This is a genomic window from Aminobacter sp. GW821-FHT11F06 (assembly GCF_058808215.1).
This window is the reverse complement of sequence record NZ_JBXARL010000001.1, coordinates 186,312-204,282: the sequence shown is the minus strand read 5'-3', so window position 1 is coordinate 204,282 and position 17,971 is coordinate 186,312. Positions and strand designations below refer to the sequence as shown.

16 protein-coding genes are annotated in these 17,971 nt (G+C 62.6%); 11 read left to right on the top strand and 5 right to left on the bottom strand.

Going from position 1 to position 17,971, the window contains the following annotated elements:
- Positions 1 to 13: 13 nt before the first annotated feature.
- Both AC1RTB_RS00995 and AC1RTB_RS00990 read left to right on the top strand, forming a co-directional pair.
- Positions 14 to 1,387, top strand: coding sequence for an MlaD family protein (locus AC1RTB_RS00995; protein WP_492876953.1), 1,374 nt, complete (start codon positions 14 to 16; stop codon positions 1,385 to 1,387).
- Positions 1,388 to 1,489: 102 nt separating this feature from the next.
- On the top strand, positions 1,490 to 2,068 hold the full coding sequence (locus tag AC1RTB_RS00990) for an ABC-type transport auxiliary lipoprotein family protein (RefSeq protein ID WP_492876955.1): 579 nt from the start codon (positions 1,490 to 1,492) through the stop codon (positions 2,066 to 2,068).
- Between the two features lie 230 nt (positions 2,069 to 2,298).
- On the opposite strand, the gene AC1RTB_RS00985 is transcribed toward AC1RTB_RS00990, so the two are convergent.
- Positions 2,299 to 8,826, bottom strand: a complete 6,528-nt coding sequence (locus AC1RTB_RS00985) for a coiled-coil domain-containing protein (RefSeq protein WP_492876957.1) — start codon at positions 8,824 to 8,826, stop codon at positions 2,299 to 2,301.
- A 278-nt stretch (positions 8,827 to 9,104) separates the two neighbouring features.
- On the opposite strand from AC1RTB_RS00985, the gene AC1RTB_RS00980 reads away from it, so the two are divergent.
- The 3 genes from AC1RTB_RS00980 (at position 9,105) to AC1RTB_RS00970 (ending at position 11,004) form a co-directional block, all read left to right on the top strand.
- Positions 9,105 to 9,479, top strand: coding sequence for an Hpt domain-containing protein (locus AC1RTB_RS00980; protein ID WP_492876959.1), 375 nt, complete (start codon positions 9,105 to 9,107; stop codon positions 9,477 to 9,479).
- Positions 9,480 to 9,572: 93 nt separating this feature from the next.
- Positions 9,573 to 9,893, top strand: coding sequence for a 2Fe-2S iron-sulfur cluster-binding protein (locus AC1RTB_RS00975; protein ID WP_492876961.1), 321 nt, complete (start codon positions 9,573 to 9,575; stop codon positions 9,891 to 9,893).
- Positions 9,894 to 9,975: 82 nt separating this feature from the next.
- Positions 9,976 to 11,004, top strand: a complete 1,029-nt coding sequence (locus tag AC1RTB_RS00970; RefSeq protein ID WP_492876963.1) for an NAD(P)/FAD-dependent oxidoreductase — start codon at positions 9,976 to 9,978, stop codon at positions 11,002 to 11,004.
- Positions 11,005 to 11,024: 20 nt separating this feature from the next.
- Here the strand turns inward: AC1RTB_RS00970 and AC1RTB_RS00965 are convergent, their stop codons facing one another.
- Positions 11,025 to 11,639 (bottom strand): DUF922 domain-containing Zn-dependent protease, encoded by a 615-nt coding sequence (locus AC1RTB_RS00965; protein WP_492876965.1) that lies wholly within the window; start codon positions 11,637 to 11,639, stop codon positions 11,025 to 11,027.
- A 150-nt stretch (positions 11,640 to 11,789) separates the two neighbouring features.
- Between AC1RTB_RS00965 and folP the strand changes: the two genes are divergently transcribed.
- Genes folP through folK form a run of 3 tightly spaced genes read left to right on the top strand, consistent with a single transcriptional unit; the run spans position 11,790 to position 13,514 of the window.
- A complete protein-coding gene (gene folP / locus AC1RTB_RS00960; RefSeq protein ID WP_492876966.1) occupies positions 11,790 to 12,638 on the top strand; it encodes a dihydropteroate synthase in 849 nt (282 codons plus the stop codon).
- Between the two features lie 5 nt (positions 12,639 to 12,643).
- Positions 12,644 to 13,003 (top strand): dihydroneopterin aldolase, encoded by a 360-nt coding sequence (gene folB / locus AC1RTB_RS00955; RefSeq protein ID WP_476785760.1) that lies wholly within the window; start codon positions 12,644 to 12,646, stop codon positions 13,001 to 13,003.
- On the top strand, positions 12,987 to 13,514 hold the full coding sequence (gene folK, locus AC1RTB_RS00950) for a 2-amino-4-hydroxy-6-hydroxymethyldihydropteridine diphosphokinase (protein WP_492876968.1): 528 nt from the start codon (positions 12,987 to 12,989) through the stop codon (positions 13,512 to 13,514). Before folB ends, folK begins: the two co-directional genes overlap by 17 nt.
- Here the strand turns inward: folK and AC1RTB_RS00945 are convergent.
- Both AC1RTB_RS00945 and AC1RTB_RS00940 read right to left on the bottom strand, forming a co-directional pair.
- A complete protein-coding gene (locus AC1RTB_RS00945; protein ID WP_492876970.1) occupies positions 13,511 to 14,164 on the bottom strand; it encodes a hypothetical protein in 654 nt (217 codons plus the stop codon). The genes folK and AC1RTB_RS00945 overlap by 4 nt on opposite strands.
- Positions 14,161 to 14,460: a DUF3572 domain-containing protein gene (locus AC1RTB_RS00940; protein WP_492876972.1), complete on the bottom strand. Its 300-nt coding sequence runs from the start codon at positions 14,458 to 14,460 to the stop codon at positions 14,161 to 14,163. The genes AC1RTB_RS00945 and AC1RTB_RS00940 overlap by 4 nt, the downstream gene beginning before the upstream one ends.
- Before the next feature lie 211 nt (positions 14,461 to 14,671).
- Between AC1RTB_RS00940 and AC1RTB_RS00935 the strand changes: the two genes are divergently transcribed.
- From AC1RTB_RS00935 to AC1RTB_RS00925, 3 genes are all read left to right on the top strand, one after another.
- Positions 14,672 to 15,043: a response regulator gene (locus AC1RTB_RS00935; protein ID WP_476785764.1), complete on the top strand. Its 372-nt coding sequence runs from the start codon at positions 14,672 to 14,674 to the stop codon at positions 15,041 to 15,043.
- A 30-nt stretch (positions 15,044 to 15,073) separates the two neighbouring features.
- Entirely contained in the window at positions 15,074 to 16,447 is a 1,374-nt protein-coding gene (locus tag AC1RTB_RS00930; protein ID WP_492876974.1) for a PleD family two-component system response regulator, read from the top strand.
- Between the two features lie 366 nt (positions 16,448 to 16,813).
- A complete protein-coding gene (locus tag AC1RTB_RS00925; RefSeq protein WP_492877309.1) occupies positions 16,814 to 17,542 on the top strand; it encodes an esterase/lipase family protein in 729 nt (242 codons plus the stop codon).
- 172 nt (positions 17,543 to 17,714) lie between these two features.
- Here AC1RTB_RS00925 and rpmG read toward each other — a convergent pair whose 3' ends face one another.
- Complete coding sequence (rpmG, locus tag AC1RTB_RS00920; RefSeq protein ID WP_250018653.1) at positions 17,715 to 17,882, bottom strand: 50S ribosomal protein L33; 168 nt, start codon at positions 17,880 to 17,882, stop codon at positions 17,715 to 17,717.
- Positions 17,883 to 17,971 lie beyond the last annotated feature (89 nt).

Here is a 17,971-nt window from a genome sequence, read left to right as displayed (position 1 = left end):
ATGGAATGATGTGATGGAGACCCGGGCCAACTACGTCATCGTCGGCATCTTCACGCTGTTTTCGATCCTGGCCGCCTTTGCTTTCGTCTACTGGACGGCGGCAATCGGCGATCGTGGCGAAACGGTGACGTTGCGCGTGCGCATTCCTGGCTCCGCGTCGGGATTGGCCAGGGGCAGCTTCGTGCTGTTCAATGGCGTCAAGGTCGGCGATGTCCGTCGCGTCTATCTCGACATCACCAACCCGCAGGTCGCCATTGCCGACACCGAGATCGACAAATTGACGCCGATCACCCGGTCGACCCAGGCCGATATCGGCCTGGCCGGCCTGACCGGCCAGGCCAACATCGAGCTCAAAGGCGCCAACGTCAAAGAGCCCAACCTGCTCGACCAGGCCGAGGCGGAAGGCAAGATCGCCGAGATCATCGCCAATCCGTCCGCCGTCACCAACCTGCTCCAGACCGCACAGGACATCTTCAAGCGCGCCGATACGGTGCTGACCAATCTTGAAGGCTTCACCAACGATGTCCGTGGTCCGCTGACCGATACCGTCAACAACGCGCAGAAATTCTCCGAATCGCTGGCGCGCAACGCCGATGGCGTCGACAAATTCCTGGCGAGCGTAAGCGCGCTGTCGGAGGAACTGTCGGGGGTCTCGGGCAAGCTCGACGGCACGATCACTGCGGCCGAAGGGCTGCTCAAATCCGTCGACCCGGACAAGGTCAAGAACATCGTCGCCAGCGTCGACACCTTCACCAGGAACCTCAGCGCACAAAGTGACCAGCTCGACGGCATCGTCAAGGGCGTCAACACTGCCGTCGCTTCGATCAACGATTTCGCCCAGAAGACCCAGCAGACGCTGACCAAGGTCGACGGTGTGCTTGAAGGCGTCGACGCCGCAAGCGTGCGTGCATCGCTCGACAACATCCGACAGGCCAGTGAAAACGCCAACAAGGCCGCCGCCGACGTGGCCAAGGTCACCGACAAGTTCGGCAACCGTGCCGACGACATCGACCAGATGATCTCGGACGCCAAACAACTGACTTCGCGCCTGAACCAGGCTTCAGTCCGCGTCGACGGCGTGCTTGCAAGGGTCGACACGCTGCTTGGCTCGGGCGAGGCGCAGGGCGTGATGTCCGATGCCAGCGCGACATTAAAATCATTCAAGCAGGTTGCCGACACACTGAACTCGCGGCTCGCGACCATTATGGACGGGCTTTCGCGTTTCTCGGGTCAGGGACTACGCGATGTCGAGTCGCTGGTGCAGGACAGCCGCCGTTCGATCAGCCGTATCGAACAGGCAGTCTCTGATCTGGAGCGCAACCCGCAACGCATCATCACCGGTGGCGAAGGCAGTGTGCGCGAGTTCGACGGACGGGTGCGTCGTTGACATCGCCGGCATGCCGCACCATGAACGTGGTTGAGGGTGGTTCGCGCACGACGCGGCTTGAGTCTTGTTCGGGGACAGCACGTGAAGGCTGCTAGATCAACATTGCTGCTGACAGCAGCCGCGCTTGCGCTGTCTGGCTGTACCTCGTTGTTCGTTGCCACGCCGCCGCCGCTCGACACCTACGAGCTTACGGCGCCTGCGGTGAGTGGGCGCGGCGGATCGAGCCATCGCCAGATTCTCATCGCCGAACCCTCGGCGCTCAAATCGCTCGACGGTCAGAGCATCGTCATCAAGCCGTCGCCCGGCTCCATCCAGTTCCTCAAGGGTGCGCAGTGGTCCGATCGGCTGCCGCGAATCGTGCAGGCGCGGCTGGCGGAGACGTTCCAGCGTGCCGGCGGCTTCATAGGCGTCGGCAAGCCCGGCGAGGGCCTTGCAATCGACTTTCAGGTTGTCGTCGAGTTGCGCAGCTTCGAAATCAAGGTCAACGGCGGCGAACGCGCCGAAGTCGAACTGTTCGTCAGGCTCCTGAACGATCGCACCGGCCAGGTGCGTGCCTCGCGTGTCTTCACCACCAGCGCGCCGGTTTCAGGCACCGGCAACGGTGCCTATGCGGCAGCGCTTGACCGGGCCTTCGGCCAGGCCGCGTCCGAAATCGTCAAGTGGACTGAATCCATTATCTGATTGAGGCAGTGAGGGAATAGGGCAGTAAGCACAAAGTCGCTGCCGTAAGCCAATCCCTGTTTTGATCGCATTCCCGCCCTTGGCGGCCGCCTGGACGACGCGCAGTCGCGCGTGTCGCGAGACACCCCGCCACCCCCAAAGCACGAAGCGCAGATAGCAAAAGGGCAGCAGGTACCGAACCTACTGCCCTACTGCCTTATTGCCATACTGCCTTGCGGCTTGCCGCCGCCTTACTTTAGGCGGCCCGCCGCATGTGCCAGCATGGTGTAGACCTTGCCCGTATCCGAAGTCAGGTAGGTCTTGGTCATGACGTTGTCGCGGTCGTTGCGCGAGACGTCCTTGAGCAGCTTCTCGAAGTCGTCGCAATAGCGGTCGACCGCCGTGCGGAACTCGCCATCGGACTGATATTTGCGGCGGATCTCGTCGAAGGTCTGCTGGCCCTTCAGCGTGTAGAGACGGCGGGTGAAGACGTCGCGTTCGCCGCGGCGATAGCGATCCCAAAGCTCGATCGAGGCATCGTGATCGATGGCGCGGGCGATGTCGACCGACAGCGAGTTGAGCGACTCGACCACATGCATGGGCGAACGCTGTGCTGGCACGGCGCGCGGTTCGGGCTGGCCTGATGGACGAGCCGGCTGTTCCTCGCGCGATGCACCGGTCAACAGGTCACGCACCCATCCACCTTGCTGGCCGCGGCTGGTCGGCTCACGCGCCGGCTGCTGTTGCGGCTGGGCGGGAGCAGGGCGCTCGATGTCGAGCGCGCCACGCAGGGCCGTGCCGCCCAAAGGTGCCGGCGGCTCACGACGCTCGGGCTGCGGAGCAGGACGGCGCGTCGGCTGCGGCTGCGGGTTACGCAGCGAGGCATCGGAGACATCGACGGTGCGACCCGACTTGGCAACGATCGCCGACAGTTCCTTGAGCGCATTGATCTGCTCGGAAACGGCACGGCGGATGGCCGTGGTCGATTCCTTGGCCTCGGCAGGCATGTCGAGCACGCCCTTCTTGAGCTCGGCGCGGGTGCTTTCCAGCTCGCTCTTGATGGAGCCAGCGGTGCGGCGCATGTCTTCGGTGGCGTCGGCGAAGCGCTTGGTCGCGGTTTCGACGACGTCGGCGATGGCGAGCCGAATCTTGTCCGCCGATTCCATGGTCTTGCCTTCGGCGTTCTCCAGCGTCTGGCCGACAAGCCGCTCGAACGACTGCATGACGCGCTCGAGGTCTTCCGACTTCTTGACCAGGCCGACGGCGAGGTCTTCCAGCGACGACTGGCGCTCGAGCGTGTGCTCGAGGTTGCTCTGCGCCGAAGACAGCAGGTTGGAAGCGCTCGACAGCAGGCGGCTGTGCTCGTCGAATTTGGTGGCGATGGAAGCCACTTCGCGCAACGTTGTCGACGACAGGTCGGTCAGGCGATTGGTGTTGGTATCCACCAGTCGCGCGGCACTGGAGAAGGTCTGTGCGGCCTTTTCCGTTGTCGCGGCGAAGTTCGTCGTGCTGCCGGTCAGACGATCGTCGACATTCGCGAGGTTCGCGGCAGCCTGATCGATAAGATTGCCGAGCTGCGAGCTGGACGCCGTCATGCGGCCGATGAGATCGGCCACGCTTTCGGCGAGCGTCGAGCGTGCGCCTTCGACAGCGGACAAGGTCTCGGCGGTGCGGTTGGCAAGCGCCTCGACAAGGACTGCGTTTTCGCTGCGCAGCTTTTCGGTGGCACGCGCGGTGACCTGTTCCATGCTGCGGTGCAGCTCGTTGCCGCTTTCGGCGAAGCGATCGACCAGCGGCCGCGCCGTCTCGTCGAGGATCTTGGCGATCTCGTTCGACCGTTCCGCCAGCATGGCGTTGAGTTCACGCGTGTTGGTGCCGATCGTGCGAGCGGCCTCGTTGGTGCTCTGGCCGATATGCTGGCCGACCGCGGTGAAGGTCTCTGCCACCACATTGGCGCGGGCGACGAGTTGTGCCTCGGCCTGTGCGACCTGCTCGTTGAGCTTCTGGCCCATCGATTCCGCGCCGTAGGCGAGGCGGGCTTCGGCACTCGTCAGGTGCTCGCCGATGCGAGCCGCAACACCTTCGGCGCCGGCTGCGAGGCGCTCATCGACATTGGCCAGCGTCTCTTCGATGGCGCGAGCGCGGGCATCGAGATCGGCTGATGTACGATGGGCGCGGGCAACGACGCGCTGTTCGGTTTCGGTGAACGCGTTGGCGATCAGCGCGGCATTCGCTCCGATGCCCGAGGTGCTCTCGGCGATGCGGGCTGCAAGCTGCTGGCCGGCTTCGTCGAATGCCTGGCCGATCTCCGAAGCGCGCCCAAGCAGAGACTGCGAGGTGCTGTCGACGCGCGCGGCAATCTTGTTGTCGGCTTCATCGAAGGCGCGGCTGATCTCGCCGGCGCGTCCAAGCAGCGAATCGGCCGTCTTGTCGACACGCGCGGCAATCCGGCTGTCAGCCTCTTCGAAGGCACGGCTGATCTCGCCAGCGCGGTTAAGCAGCGAGTCGGCTGTCTGGTCGATGCGGGCGGCGATCCGGCTGTCGGCTTCCTCGAAGGTCCGGCCGATTTCGGCGGCGCGGCCAGCAAGGGTGTCAGCGGTTTGCGTGGCGCGTGCGGCGAGCCGTTCGTCAGCCTGTTCGAAGTTGCGCACGATTTCACCGGCGCGGCTACCGAGCGTTGCCGAGCTGTCGGCGACACGAGCGGCGATGCGCTCGTCGGCTGCGTCGAAGATGCGGCTGAGTTCGCCGGCACGGTTGCCGAGCGAATCCGCACCTTCGGCAATGCGCGAGGCGAGCTTTTCGTCGGCGGCGTCGAAGATGCGACCGAGTTCGGCGGCGCGGGCTGCAAGTGCGTCAGCGGATTCGCCGATGCGCATGCCGAGCCGTTCGTCGGCGCTGTCGAAGTTGCGCAGGATGTCGCCGGCGCGGGCCGACAGTGCATCCGCCGTTTCGATGGCACGCGCGATCAGCGAACGGTCGGCTGTATCGAAGGTGCGTGCGATCTCGCCTGCCTTGGCCGACAGTGTGTCGGCGGTTTCTTCGGCACGTGCCAGGAGGGCGTTCGAGGTTTCGTTGGCGCGCGCTGCAAGACGGCTGTCGGCGTCGTCGAAGGCACGGGCGATGTCTTCGGCACGGGCGAGCAGGGCGGTCGATGTCTGCTCGGCGCGCTCGGCGATGCGGCGGTCGGCGTCGGTGAAGGCGCGGCCAGCTTCTTCGTTGAGAGCTGCGGTCACTTCCATGACCTTTTCGCGCAGGGCGCCGGCCACGAAGACCGCGCTCTTTTCAAGCACGCCGCGGACATTGTCGACGCCCAGCGAAAGCGCCCGTTCCATGGTGCTGGTGCGCTCTTCGATGACGCCGGTCTGGCGGCGGAAGGTTTCCTCGATCTTTTCGATGTCGCCGGCAATCGCGTCGGAGATGTCGACGCGGCGTGCCGCGATCTGATCGATATGGCCAGCGATGGCGAGATCGATGTCGCGACGTGCATCGCCGAGCTTGCCGAGATCTTCGTCAAGCGCGCGGGCCATGGTGTCGCGACCCTCGGCGAGCTTGCCGACATGGCCAGCGACGATGTTGTCGATGCTGGCGCGGCTGTCGTTCAGCATGGCCAAATCGGCTTCCAGCGCTCTGGTCAGCGTATCGCGGCCGGCGGCGAGCTTGTCGACCTGGCCGAGCATCATGCCGTCGATCCTGGCAAGGTCGGCCTCCAGTGCGCGGCGAAGGATGTCGCGGCCTTCGGCGAGCTTTTCGACCTGACCGGCCACGAGGCCATCAATGCCCGAGCGGCTTTCGGCCAGCTTGGCGAGATCGTCCTCGAGTGCCATGGACAAGGTGCCGCGCTCGGCGACGAGGCGTTCGGCGTGGCTTGAAACCAGGCTCTTGACGCTGTCGAGATCTGCTTCGAGCGAACGCGCAAGCACCGCGCGGTCCTCGGCAAGCTTCTCCGATTGCGAAGCGACGGTGTTGCGGATGGCATTGAGGTCGGCTTCGAGCGCGCGCTTGAGGATATCGCGGCCTTCGGCCAGTTTCTCGACCTGACCTGCAACGAGCCCGTCGATGCCCGAGCGGCTTTCGGCCAGCTTGGCAAGGTCGTCTTCCAGCGCCCTGGAAAGCGCGCCGCGTTCTGCAACCAGCCGCTCGGCATGGCTCGACACCAGGCCTGAGACATTGTCGAGATCGGTTTCGAGCGAACGTGAAAGCATCGCGCGGTCTGCGGCGAGCTTCTCGGAGTGCGAGGTGATCGTGCTGTGGATGGTGTTGAGATCGGTTTCGAGCGCACGCTTGAGGATATCGCGGCCTTCGGCAAGCTTTTCAACCTGGCCGGCAACAAGGCCGTCAATGCCTGCGCGGCTGTCCGCCAGCTTGGCGAGGTCCGACTCCAGGGTCTTGGAGAGCAGGACGCGCTCGTCTGCGAGCTTGCCGGCGTGTTCCTCGATAAGGCCATGGACGGCTGCGATGTCCGTCTGGAGGCTGTCGGAAAGGCTGGCGCGGTCAGCTGCGATCTTGGACGAATGGCCGTCAACGAGGGCCTGGATTCCGCCGAGGTCGGTCTCTAGCGCCTTGGAAAGCTCGGCGCGGTCAGCCGCGATCTTCGACGAATGACCGTCGACCAGCGTCTTGATACCGGCGAGGTCGGTCTCAAGCGCGTTGGCGAGGATGGCGCGGCCTTCGGCGATCTTTTCGACCTGACCGGCGACCAGGCCGTCAATGCTGCTGCGGCTGTCGGCGAGTTTGTTGAGGTCGGCTTCAAGCGCACGCGAAAGAATATTGCGGCCTTCGGCCAGCTTGCCGACATGGCCAGCGACCATTTCGTCAATATTCGTACGAGCTTGGACGAGTTTCTCAGAGTCTTCGACGAGCGCCTGCGCCAGCTGTTCGCGGCCCTGGGCGAGCTGACGGAACTGGCTGCTGAGCGTGTCGTCGATAACCTGACGCGACTGGTCCAGCTTGCGCATGTCGTCATAGAGGGCCTGCGTGATCAGGCTGCGGCCCTCGGCGAGCTTCTGCACCTGGAAGCCGACGGCGGCTTCGATGCTGGCGCGTCCCTCGGCGAATTTGCTGAGGTCGTCCCTGAGCGCTGCGGCCATGCGGTCGCGCGCCTCGGAAAGCTTGCGGGTGTGGTCTTCGACCGCCTGTTCGATGCCGACACGGGCGTCGGAGAGACGCTGGATGTCGCCGTCGAATGAACTCGACACCTGATGACGAGCGGCTTCCATCCGGCCGGCGAAATCGCTGGCGCGGGTTTCGAGCATTGTCGAGGTCGAGGTGATGATGTCGGCGAGGTCGGTGCCGATCTGGGCCTTGCCCTGGTCGATCACCGCGGTCAGCGAGTCGCGACCCTGGACGAAGGTCGAGGCGATCTCGCGAGCACGTTCGACCAGCGTCTCATTGATCTGGCGGGCGCGGGCTTCGAGCGCGGCATTGAGCTTGGCTGTGCCGGTGTCGAGCGCCTCGGCGCGCGTCTGGAATTCGCCGATCAGCGCCTGGCCACGCTCGGCCAATGTACGTTCGATGCCGTGCAAATTGGCCTCAAACTCGGAGTTGAGCGTCTTGGCGGCGCCGCCGAGCAGAGAAACCATGCCCGAGGTACGGTCGTCGAGCAGCTCGGTCAGCGACCGGGTCGCCTCGTCGGTGCTCTGGGTAAGTTTGGCGATGCGCGTGTCGAGCAGGCTGGCGAAGGCCTCGCCCGAAGTCGACAGGCGGTCTCCGAGCGTGTCCATGCGGTTGTCGATCGCCTCGAACAGGCCCATGCCGCCTTCGTTGATGCGGTCGATGAGCGTGTCGCCGGAATTGGTGATCGTCATCGACAGCTTGGTCGAGGCGTTCAGGATGCTATCGCGGATGATATCGCTTGCCGAGCCGAGCTCGTCACGCAGCGTCTCATGCGCGCCGGAAATCGACGCACGGACACGTTCGGCATGCGAGACCACGGCTTCGCGCTCGTTGCCGAGGCCATCGACCAGCGAACGGATACGGGCGGCGTTTTCCGAGTAGGAGCGTTCGATCTGGTTGACTTCGGTATGGACGAGGGTTTCGAGCTCGACAGCACGAGCCAGCGTCCGCTCGATGCCTTCGCCCATGGCAGCCACTTCGCGACGCACGGCCTGGCCGACCATCATGACGCGATCCTGCGCCATGTTCTCCGGCTCGGCCAAGCGGAAGGCCACTTCGGTCATCGACTGGGCGGCAATACGCATTTCCTGGGCGCGGCGGATCATCGCGGCAAAGGCCCAGAACAGGGCGATCGGAACGATGGTGGCGACGACGAGCATCAACAGGCCCGGGCGTGCCAGCGCGTCGTCTACCGAGCGGATGGTCCAGATGCTCGGCGTGACGATACGGTCGGCAAGCGCGACAGCGCCCGCGACCCAGGCAACCGACACAAGCCCGACCATCCAGTAGATGGTGCTGGAGGCGCGGCGGTTGAGGCTGTGCAGCAGCGACTTGTAATCCTTCTGGCGGTCGTCATTGGCCGGCTTGAAACCTTCCGGCTGCAACGGCTTGGTTTCGACAGCGCGCAACTGTGCCTGGGGCTGGGGCTCTGCTGGAGCGCGCGCGGCTGCGGGTGCTGGGGGCGCCTTGGGCGCCGCCGGCTTGTGCTTGTCGCTTTCGCGCGCCAGTTCCTCGGCTGCCTGGGAAATCTGCGCTTCGAGATCGTCCATCGACGCGGCCATGTCGAGGCCGCCATCGCCGCTGCTCAAATCGAGGTCGAGCGCCTGCTCGAGCTCCTTGGCTACGTCGAGATCGAAGCTTTTTGTCGGAGTGGATTTTTTCGCCATGCCTACGCTACCCTGTACTAAAGACGCGGAATCTCTGGACTTTTTGTCCTATTTTTGACCGCGTCCGAGGCTCAATATGGACCGCCCGTATCGTAGTGACACAATCGGGTAAAGAAAACATGCATTCGCCCCGATACGTAAAAGTTTAAATATAAGGTTAACACTGGCGTGATTGTTGGCCTCGATTCCGCAGGCTAGCGGGCTTTGTCGGGTTAACGGGTTATCCACATGGTCGCCCTAGGTTACCAACCCATGGGCGAGTGGTGAGGCAAGGTTGAATGGTAACGCGCGAAACCGGTTCGGTGGCTTTCGGCATGCCGGGAGGAGAATCCTCGACCGCAGCACATGCCCGCCCCATTGACCTTGAACACCTCTCTCGCCAGACAATTGGTGATCGCGATGTCGAGCGCGAGGTGCTCGACATGTTTGTTCATCAGGCCCTTTCGGTTCGTGACGCGATCGTCACGGCTGATTTGGCCGAGCGCCTCAGGCTTTGCCACGCCCTCAAAGGTGCGGCGCGCGGCGTCGGCGCATTTCCGATCGCGGATTGCCTTGGCAAGATCGAGGCGCATCCTGACGACGCGGTGCTGATCAAGCGGCTTGCCCGTCTGATCGACGAAGTCAGGGACTTCATCGCCGCGATCAGCCGCTAGATCGCAAACCCGACATCAGGCGGCGCTTTCGCGCGGCAGTTGACTTGCACGGTGGAGTGATTATCTGCCGGGTGACTTTTCTTAGGAACGAGCATGACCAAGCTGACCTACATCGCCCATGACGGCACGCGTTTCGAAGTTGAAGCCGAAAATGGCTCGACCGTGATGGAAAACGCCATCCGCAATGCTGTGCCGGGCATCGAGGCCGAGTGCGGCGGTGCCTGCGCTTGCGCGACGTGCCATGTCTATGTCGACGAAGCCTGGACTTCGGTCGTCGGCGAGCCTGAGGCCATGGAAGAAGACATGCTCGACTTCGCCTATGAGGTGCGTCCGAATTCACGCCTGTCGTGCCAGATCAAGGTCAGGGACGAGCTCGACGGCCTCGTCGTCACCGTTCCGGAGCGCCAGGGCTAGCCCCACCGATCCGCGCCGCGCTTGGCATGGCGCAACATGTCATGCACATTCTCCATATGCATGCGTGAGCGGCGAGGCGGTTTTGAGCGATATCACCACTACCGACGTCCTGATCATCGGTGCCGGCCCGATCGGCCTGTTTGCCGTGTTCGAACTCGGCCTGTTCGACATGCGCTGCCATCTTGTCGATATTCTCGACCGGCCTGGCGGGCAATGCGCCGAGCTTTACCCGGAAAAGCCGATCTACGACATTCCGGGTTATCCCGCGATCGGGGCGCAGGAACTGGTCGACAAGCTGTTGCAGCAGATCGCGCCGTTCAAACCCGGCTTCACATTCAATCGCATGGTCACTGCCCTGGAGAAACTTGAGGGTGGCGGCTTTCGCGTCACCACCGACGAGAACGAGGTTTTCGAGGCCAAGGTGGTGGTGATCGCCGCCGGCGGCGGCTCGTTCCAGCCCAAGCGCCCGCCGATCCCCGGCATCGAGGCCTTTGAGAGATCAAGTGTTCGCTACGCCGTCCGGCGCATGGAAGAGTTCCGTGGCCATGATGTGGTCGTGGTCGGCGGCGGGGATTCAGCACTCGACTGGACGCTCAACCTGCAGCCCATCGCCAGGCGCGTCACGCTTGTCCATCGCAGGCCGGAGTTCCGCGCAGCACCCGACAGCGTCAACAAGATGCACGCGCTGCGCGACGCGGGCGCCATCGACCTGGTGATCGGGCAGGTGTCGGCGCTCTCAGGCGAGGGTGGCGCGTTGCGGGCGATCACGATCAAGGGTGCTGAAGGCGACGTCGAGGTTGCCTGCACGCGGCTGTTGCCGTTCTTCGGGCTGACGATGAAGCTGGGGCCTGTGGCCGAGTGGGGCCTCAACCTTCACGAAAACCAGATTCCGGTCGACACCGAAAAATTCGAGACATCGGTGCCGGGCATCTTCGCCATCGGCGACATCAACTGGTATCCGGGCAAGCTCAAGCTGATCCTGTCGGGTTTTCACGAGGCAGCTTTGATGGCGCAAGCGGCCAAACACATCGTCAGCCCCAAGGAACGCATCGTCTTCCAGTACACAACCTCGTCGACCAGCCTGCACAAGAAGCTCGGCGTTCCCGACTAAGGCTGTCTTGGAGGCGGCGATCAGCCCCTGATCTTGCCGGCGTCGATCCGCTCCATGCGATAACGCAGCAGCCTGATGATGCGGCTTTCGAAATTGATGCCTTCGATGCGGTCGAATTCTTCCTGCGCGCGGTCATGGTCATTGAGAATGCGGTTGCTCGTCGCCTTGGCCTTGGTCGCGGCGATTTCGCAGGACTTCTGCTTGCCGATCGCTTTCAACGCCTGCTCGAGCTCGCGCGCATGGTTCTTGGCGATCACCACATGGCTTTCCTCGTGGCGCTTGATGTCGGCCGACAGCGTGTTCCAGATCAGCTTGACGTCCTGGGGCGTCTTGCCGCTCTGGCGCCAGCGCGGCAGGATCACCTTGGCCTTGACGGTGACCTGGGCCGAAACGATGGCGCAGCCGCCCTTGACCTCTGCGTAGCCGATGCGGCTGGTGAACTCCATTTGCGTCGCGCCGGGATGGCGGCCGCCAGTGCTTTTGACCTCGGGACCACGCGTCATCAGCTGATGTTCGATCTCGTCGAGCGTCTTACCGGTGATGGTAAAATAGCTGTAGGATTTCGAAACGGTTGCTGCCTGGGCGGGCATGCAGATGCCCCCGGCAAGCAAGGCAGCGAGGAAGAGATGCTTCATTGTGTTGCCTCTTGGCCGACCTTGCGTTAGGGGCGTTGGCGGCGCAATGAATGGATTGTGCCGCAGAAGTGACCGTGCAGTGAGTTGAAGCTGCAAGCGTTGATATTTCGTGACGTGGTCTGTGCTCTGGAATTCTTTTGTGGCGACGGCATGACCGACAAACGATGGCAATTGGCGCATGGGCGCCATATCGACCTCGGCGACAGGGCGCTTGTCATGGGCATCCTCAACGTCACACCTGACAGTTTTTCCGATGGTGGCGCCTTCAATGCGCCCGAGCGCGCGCTTGAGCAGGCCCGCCGCATGGTGGCCGAAGGTGCGGTGATCGTCGATGTCGGCGGTGAATCGACGCGCCCCGGTGCGGCGCCTGTTTCCGCCGCCGACGAACAGGATCGCGTGCTGCCGATTATCGCTGCGCTTGCCAAGTCGGGCGAAGTGCTGATTTCGGTCGATACCTATCGCGAGGAGACGGCGCGGCTTGCCGTTGCCGCCGGCGCGCATATCGTCAACGACGTCTGGGGCCTGCAGCGCGAGCCCGGCATCGCCAAGGTTGCTGCCCAAACCGGGGCGGGGCTTGTCGTCATGCATACCGGCCGCGATCGCGACAAACTGCCCGACGTGATCGACGATCAGTTTCTTTTCCTCCGCCGCTCGCTTGAGATCGCCGCCGAAGCTGGCGTCAGCGACGCGCAGATCATGCTCGATCCAGGCTTTGGCTTCGCCAAGGACGCGGACGAAAATCTCGACCTGATGGCGCGCTTTTCCGAGCTTTCCGAGCTTGGCTACCCGCTGCTCGCCGGAACGTCGCGCAAGCGCTTTGTCGGCCATGTCACCGGGCGCGACGCTGTCGAGCGCGATGCCGGCACGGCGGCGACGAGCGTCATACTCCGCATGCAGGGCGCGCATATATTTCGCGTCCATAATGTCGCAATCAACGTGGACGCGCTGGCATTCGCCGATGCTATGCTGGCGCGCCAGACCAACCTGCCGGGACGCTGACCCAGATGTATCTTATCCGAATGAAAAACTGCGCCTTCTTTGCCCGGCACGGCGTGCTCGACGAAGAAGAGACACTTGGCCAGCGCTTCTATGTCGATGCCGAACTGACTGTCGATCCGGACCGTCCGCTGGAGGACGATTCGATGCAGAGCACCGTCGACTATGGCGTCGCCTTCCAGGTCATTGAAAAGATCATCACCGGCCAGCGCCGGTTCCTGATCGAAGCACTGGCACAGGAATGCGGCAGGGCGCTTGCCGCGCGTTTTCCGCAGATCAAGCGCGCTGAAATCACGGTTCGCAAGCCCAATGCCCCGGTGCCCGGCGTTCTGGATTACGTAGAGGTGACCGTTGTCTGGCCAGGTTGAGGAGCGAGCCTTTCTCAGCCTCGGCGGCAATCTCGGCGATCCGGCGAAATCGATGGCTGCAGCACTGCATCTGCTCGACGCCAGCGGCAGTACGCATGTGGTTACTGTCTCCTCGCTTCATCGCACGCCGCCCTGGGGCAAGGTCGATCAGCCCGATTTCCTGAACGTCACCGCCGAGGTCGCGACCTCGCTGGCGCCGCTTGAACTGCTCGATCTTTGCCTTGAGGTCGAACGCAGGCTCAAACGCGTGCGTGTAGAGCGCTGGGGTCCGCGACTCATCGACATTGACGTGCTGTTGCTCGGCAACAGCAATGTCAGCGATGTCGGGCTGGAGATACCGCACCCACGCATGCTCGACAGGGCGTTCGTCATGGTTCCGTTGGCCGAAATCGCGCCGGATCTGATGCTTGCCGGCAAATCGGCGACCGAATGGGCGGCAGCACTTGATAGCGCCGGCATCGAAAGGCTCGATTCCGGACGCGACTGGTGGCGCAGCCTGGGCGAATATTAGAGCCCGAGGGCCGCGGCGATCTTCGGCGCGGCTTCGGCCCAATCGTCTGCAATGACGATGCCGTCCGGCATGGGCGGCAGCAGCAGCCGCATCTCGCGATAAGACATCAGATTGAACAGATGTGCGTCGGCAACCGCGTCTCGCACCGAAACGAGGTTGTGCGGAATGTCGTCGACAAAGGCGACCTGGCGACCGCTTTCACCCCGCAACTGCCTGAGTGCCGGTCCCTTCGCCGCTTCCGTGGTCAACAACGGGTAGGGGAAGCCCAGCGCATCGAGATGCAGCCGCCTGATGTCGCGATGGCGATGCGGCATCGCCGTCAGCATCACCACCTCCGCATGGCCAGCCAGGCCGGCCACGGCGTCGGCAGCACCCATCGCCGCTGTCTGCCATTCGCGCTGGGCGTGGAAAAAGCCGTCGAGCAGGGCTGATACCGCGGCTTGTTCAAGCGGGGCCTGGGTTTTCTGCTCAACGATGTTGCCGGTCAGGCGGAAGGATTTTGCCAGGAATGCCAGTCCTTGCGCGTCGAGGAAGCGCATGAATGGAACCATGAACTCCAGCAATACCTCATCGACGTCGAGCACCAGCAGCGGGCGTGTGTCGCGTGAAAGCTCGGCGATCTGGCGTGCGGTTTCAGGATCTTCGCTCATGCCGAATGCTCGTGATCGTTGTCGCCTAGGGGTAGCGTGCGCGCGGCAACTCCGACGTCACCAGGTGCGATGCCGGCTTCTTGCGAAAAACGCAGCAGCGTCGGCTCGTGGGCAAGGATGAACTGCAGCACGCCGGCAAGGAAGCCCGGCTCTTGCGCCGCGCGGCGGATGTGCTGCGCTTCAATACCTGTGATGGCCAGAAAACGCGGCAGAAGCTCGGGGTCGGAGGCAACGAAAGCCAGGGCCTGAATGGCCAGAGCCTGGGCGCTCTCTTGCGATTGCTGGTTCTTTTGCATCGGGTTCCGCTTCGTTCGACCTGCCTCGGGAGTAGCCGCAAGCGGGCCTTGCGGCAACCTGTAAAGCAGCCGCGCAACGATCCGTGATTTGGCAAGGGCGTTTTACGTTTCGTAATGTTCTTGAGTTAACGTCGGATTCGGGGTTGGTGTGCGCGTCCGGCGCGCATGATGATTGCCGCTACGACGTGGTGTGCAATCGAGGCGGAACGCTATGGCTAAGAAAGTGATGATCGTCGAGGACAATGAGCTCAATATGAAGCTCTTTCGCGACCTCATCGAAGCAAGCGGCTATGAGACCGTGCGCACGCGCAACGGCTTGGAAGCGCTCGACCTTGCGCGCACGCACCGCCCGGACCTCATCTTGATGGATATCCAGCTGCCTGAGGTTTCTGGCCTCGAAGTCACCAAATGGCTGAAGGAAGACGACGACCTCCACACGATCCCGGTCATCGCCGTCACCGCTTTCGCCATGAAGGGCGACGAGGAGCGGATCAGGCAAGGTGGCTGCGAAGCCTACATTTCAAAGCCGATCTCGGTGCCGCGCTTCATCGAGACGATCAAATCTTATCTGGGCGATGCCTGATGTGCTCGCCGGCTCGCTCGAGGCATTAGTATGACCGCGCGCATCCTCGTCGTTGACGACATACCGGCCAATGTGAAGCTGCTCGAAGTCAGGCTGCTCGCCGAATATTTCGAGGTGCTGACCGCTTTCAACGGTCCCGACGCCATTGCCGCCTGCGAGGACGGCAAGGTCGATGTCGTGCTGCTCGACGTGATGATGCCAGGCATGGACGGCTTCGAGGTTTGCCGCCGCCTGAAGGCCGATCCAGCCACGGCTCACATACCCGTCGTGATGGTCACGGCACTCGACCATGTCACCGATCGCGTGCGCGGGCTCGATGTCGGCGCGGATGACTTCCTGACCAAGCCGGTCAACGACCTGCAGCTGATCACGCGGGTGAAAAGCCTGGTCCGCCTCAAGGTTCTGACCGATGAGCTGCGGCTGCGCGCCTCAACCACCCACAACATCGGCATGGACGAGATGCTGGCCCGCCCCGACCTGCTGCAGGGAGCGTTGCCGAAGGTCCTGTTGATCGACGAGATGACATCGTCAGCGGCTCATATCTGCGCCCTGCTGGATGGTGCGGCCGAGGCGCATATCGCCGCCGACCCGCAATCCGGGATTTTCAATGCCGCCGAAGGCACCTACGAGTGCGTCATCGTGTCGACAGGATTTTCCGAGTTCGATCCGTTGCGGCTGTGCTCGCAGCTGCGATCCCTCGACCGCACCCGCTCGTTGCCGATCGTGCTGCTGGTCAACAAGGGTGAGGACGAACTCATCATTCGTGGTCTCGAGCTCGGCATCAATGATTATCTTGTGCGTCCGCTCGACCGGCAGGAACTGATTGCACGGCTGCGCACGCAGGTGCGCCGCAAGCGCTACAATGAAGAGCTCAGGCAGAGTGTCAGCCAGACCATCGAAATGGCGGTGACGGACGGTCTGACGGGGCTGCACAACCGCCGTTATCTCGACAGCCACCTGCCGCGGCTTGTCGAGCGGGCAGCTGCACGTCGCAGGCCGCTCTCCCTCATGATCACCGATCTCGACCGCTTCAAGCGTATCAACGACACATTTGGTCACGATGGCGGCGACGAGGTGCTGCGCGAATTCGCTCGGCGCCTGAAGAAAAGCGTACGAGGCATTGATCTCGCTTGCCGATTTGGCGGCGAGGAATTCGTCATCGTGATGCCGGACACCGAAGCAGCGCTTGCCGAAATGGTGGCCGAGCGCATCCGCGCGGAGGTCGCAAAGACACCATTTGCGATCGGCGGCGCCGAGATGGGCGTGTCGGTTACGGTCAGCGTCGGTGTCTCGTCACTTTGGCCGGAAGGTGATACGGTCGCCGGGCTGATGAAGCGCGCGGACTTGGCACTTTACGATGCCAAAACGCGTGGTCGCAACCGTGTGGTCGCGCGTGCGGCCTGACCGAGAATCGCGCGCCGACGGTCAAGTGCATTAAGCTGAATTGTTTACCTTAACCCCAGAGATTTGGTAGCTGTGGTTAAGAAAGTGTTGATTTTCAAGAAGTCTTGCGCGACTGTGGAGTGGAAAGAAGGACGGGCGTCGGCGCGAGGAGCACAGGCCGGAGAGCCCAATTCATACCCCATGATGCTCAGGTCCGCCGCATCTCCTGGGTCCGTGGGGTCGGCCGGCCGGCACTGGCACATAGTGGCCTCCTCGTACCGCTGTCAGACGCCGACCGGCCCCCTTATCTCTTTTTCAAATCAGTTGATTTTCATACGGTAGTTTCACCTGCTTGGGACATCGGCAGGGTTGGGATTGACTGTGTCGATGCGTCTTTTGGCGACACTCCTGTTTCTGCTGTTTTCTCCAGCCGCTTTCGCGCAGGAATGCGTGGTGATGCTGCATGGCCTGTCACGCAGCGATACGTCCTTTCTCCTGATGGAAGAGACATTGGGCGCCGTCGACTACGCCGTCGTCAATGACACCTATCCTTCGACCGAAGCCCCCATCGACAAGCTTATCGCCTACGTCGATGCGTCGGTGGCGAAATGCGGGAAGGCCAGCAAAGTCAACTTTGTGACCCATTCGATGGGCGGCATACTGGTGCGGGTCTGGCTGATGCGGAACCGTCCCGAAAATCTCGGCCGCGTCGTCATGCTCGGGCCGCCCAACCACGGTTCTGAAGTGGTGGACACATTCGGGAGCCTCAGGCTCTTCAAAATGCTCAATGGTCCAGCGGGGGGCCAACTCGGCACTGGGTCGAACAGTCTACCCAACAAGCTGGGCGCCGCCGATTTCGAACTCGGCATCATCGCTGGCGACCGTTCGGTCAACCCGATCCTGTCGGGCATGTTCAAGGGCCCGAATGACGGCAAGGTTTCGGTCGCAAGCACGAAGCTTGATGGCATGAAAGACCACATCGTCCTGCCGACGACGCACACCTTCATGATGAACAATCCGCTGGTCATCGCGCAGACGCTGAACTTCCTCCGCCACGGACGGTTCGATCACGACCTGACGCTTCGTGAATTGTTGCGTCGCGTGTTCGAAAACTGAGCCCATGGGTGCTGCTGTCGTCGGCACTGTGGCGACGCAACACGTCCGGACGAGGCGTCGGCGAGAGGCGCCAGCCGGGTCCAACTATTGACGTACCGCAGGCCAAGAGAATCAAGACAAACAAAAACGCCGCCCAATGGGCGGCGTTTTGGAATTCCGATCGGCAACCAGATTACTTGATCTTGGTTTCCTTGAATTCGACGTGCTTCCTTGCAACCGGGTCGTACTTGCGGAACGACAGCTTTTCCGTCTTCGTGCGGCTGTTCTTGCTCGTCACGTAGAAGAAACCGGTGTCGGCGGTCGACAGAAGCTTGATCTTGATGTTTGCAGCCTTGGCCATGATTCTCGTCCGTTAATTGTCTGGAGTTGCACCCGCCTCAGGACGGGAAAACAACCCGGACGCGGAAAACCTGCGGGACACATAAAGAA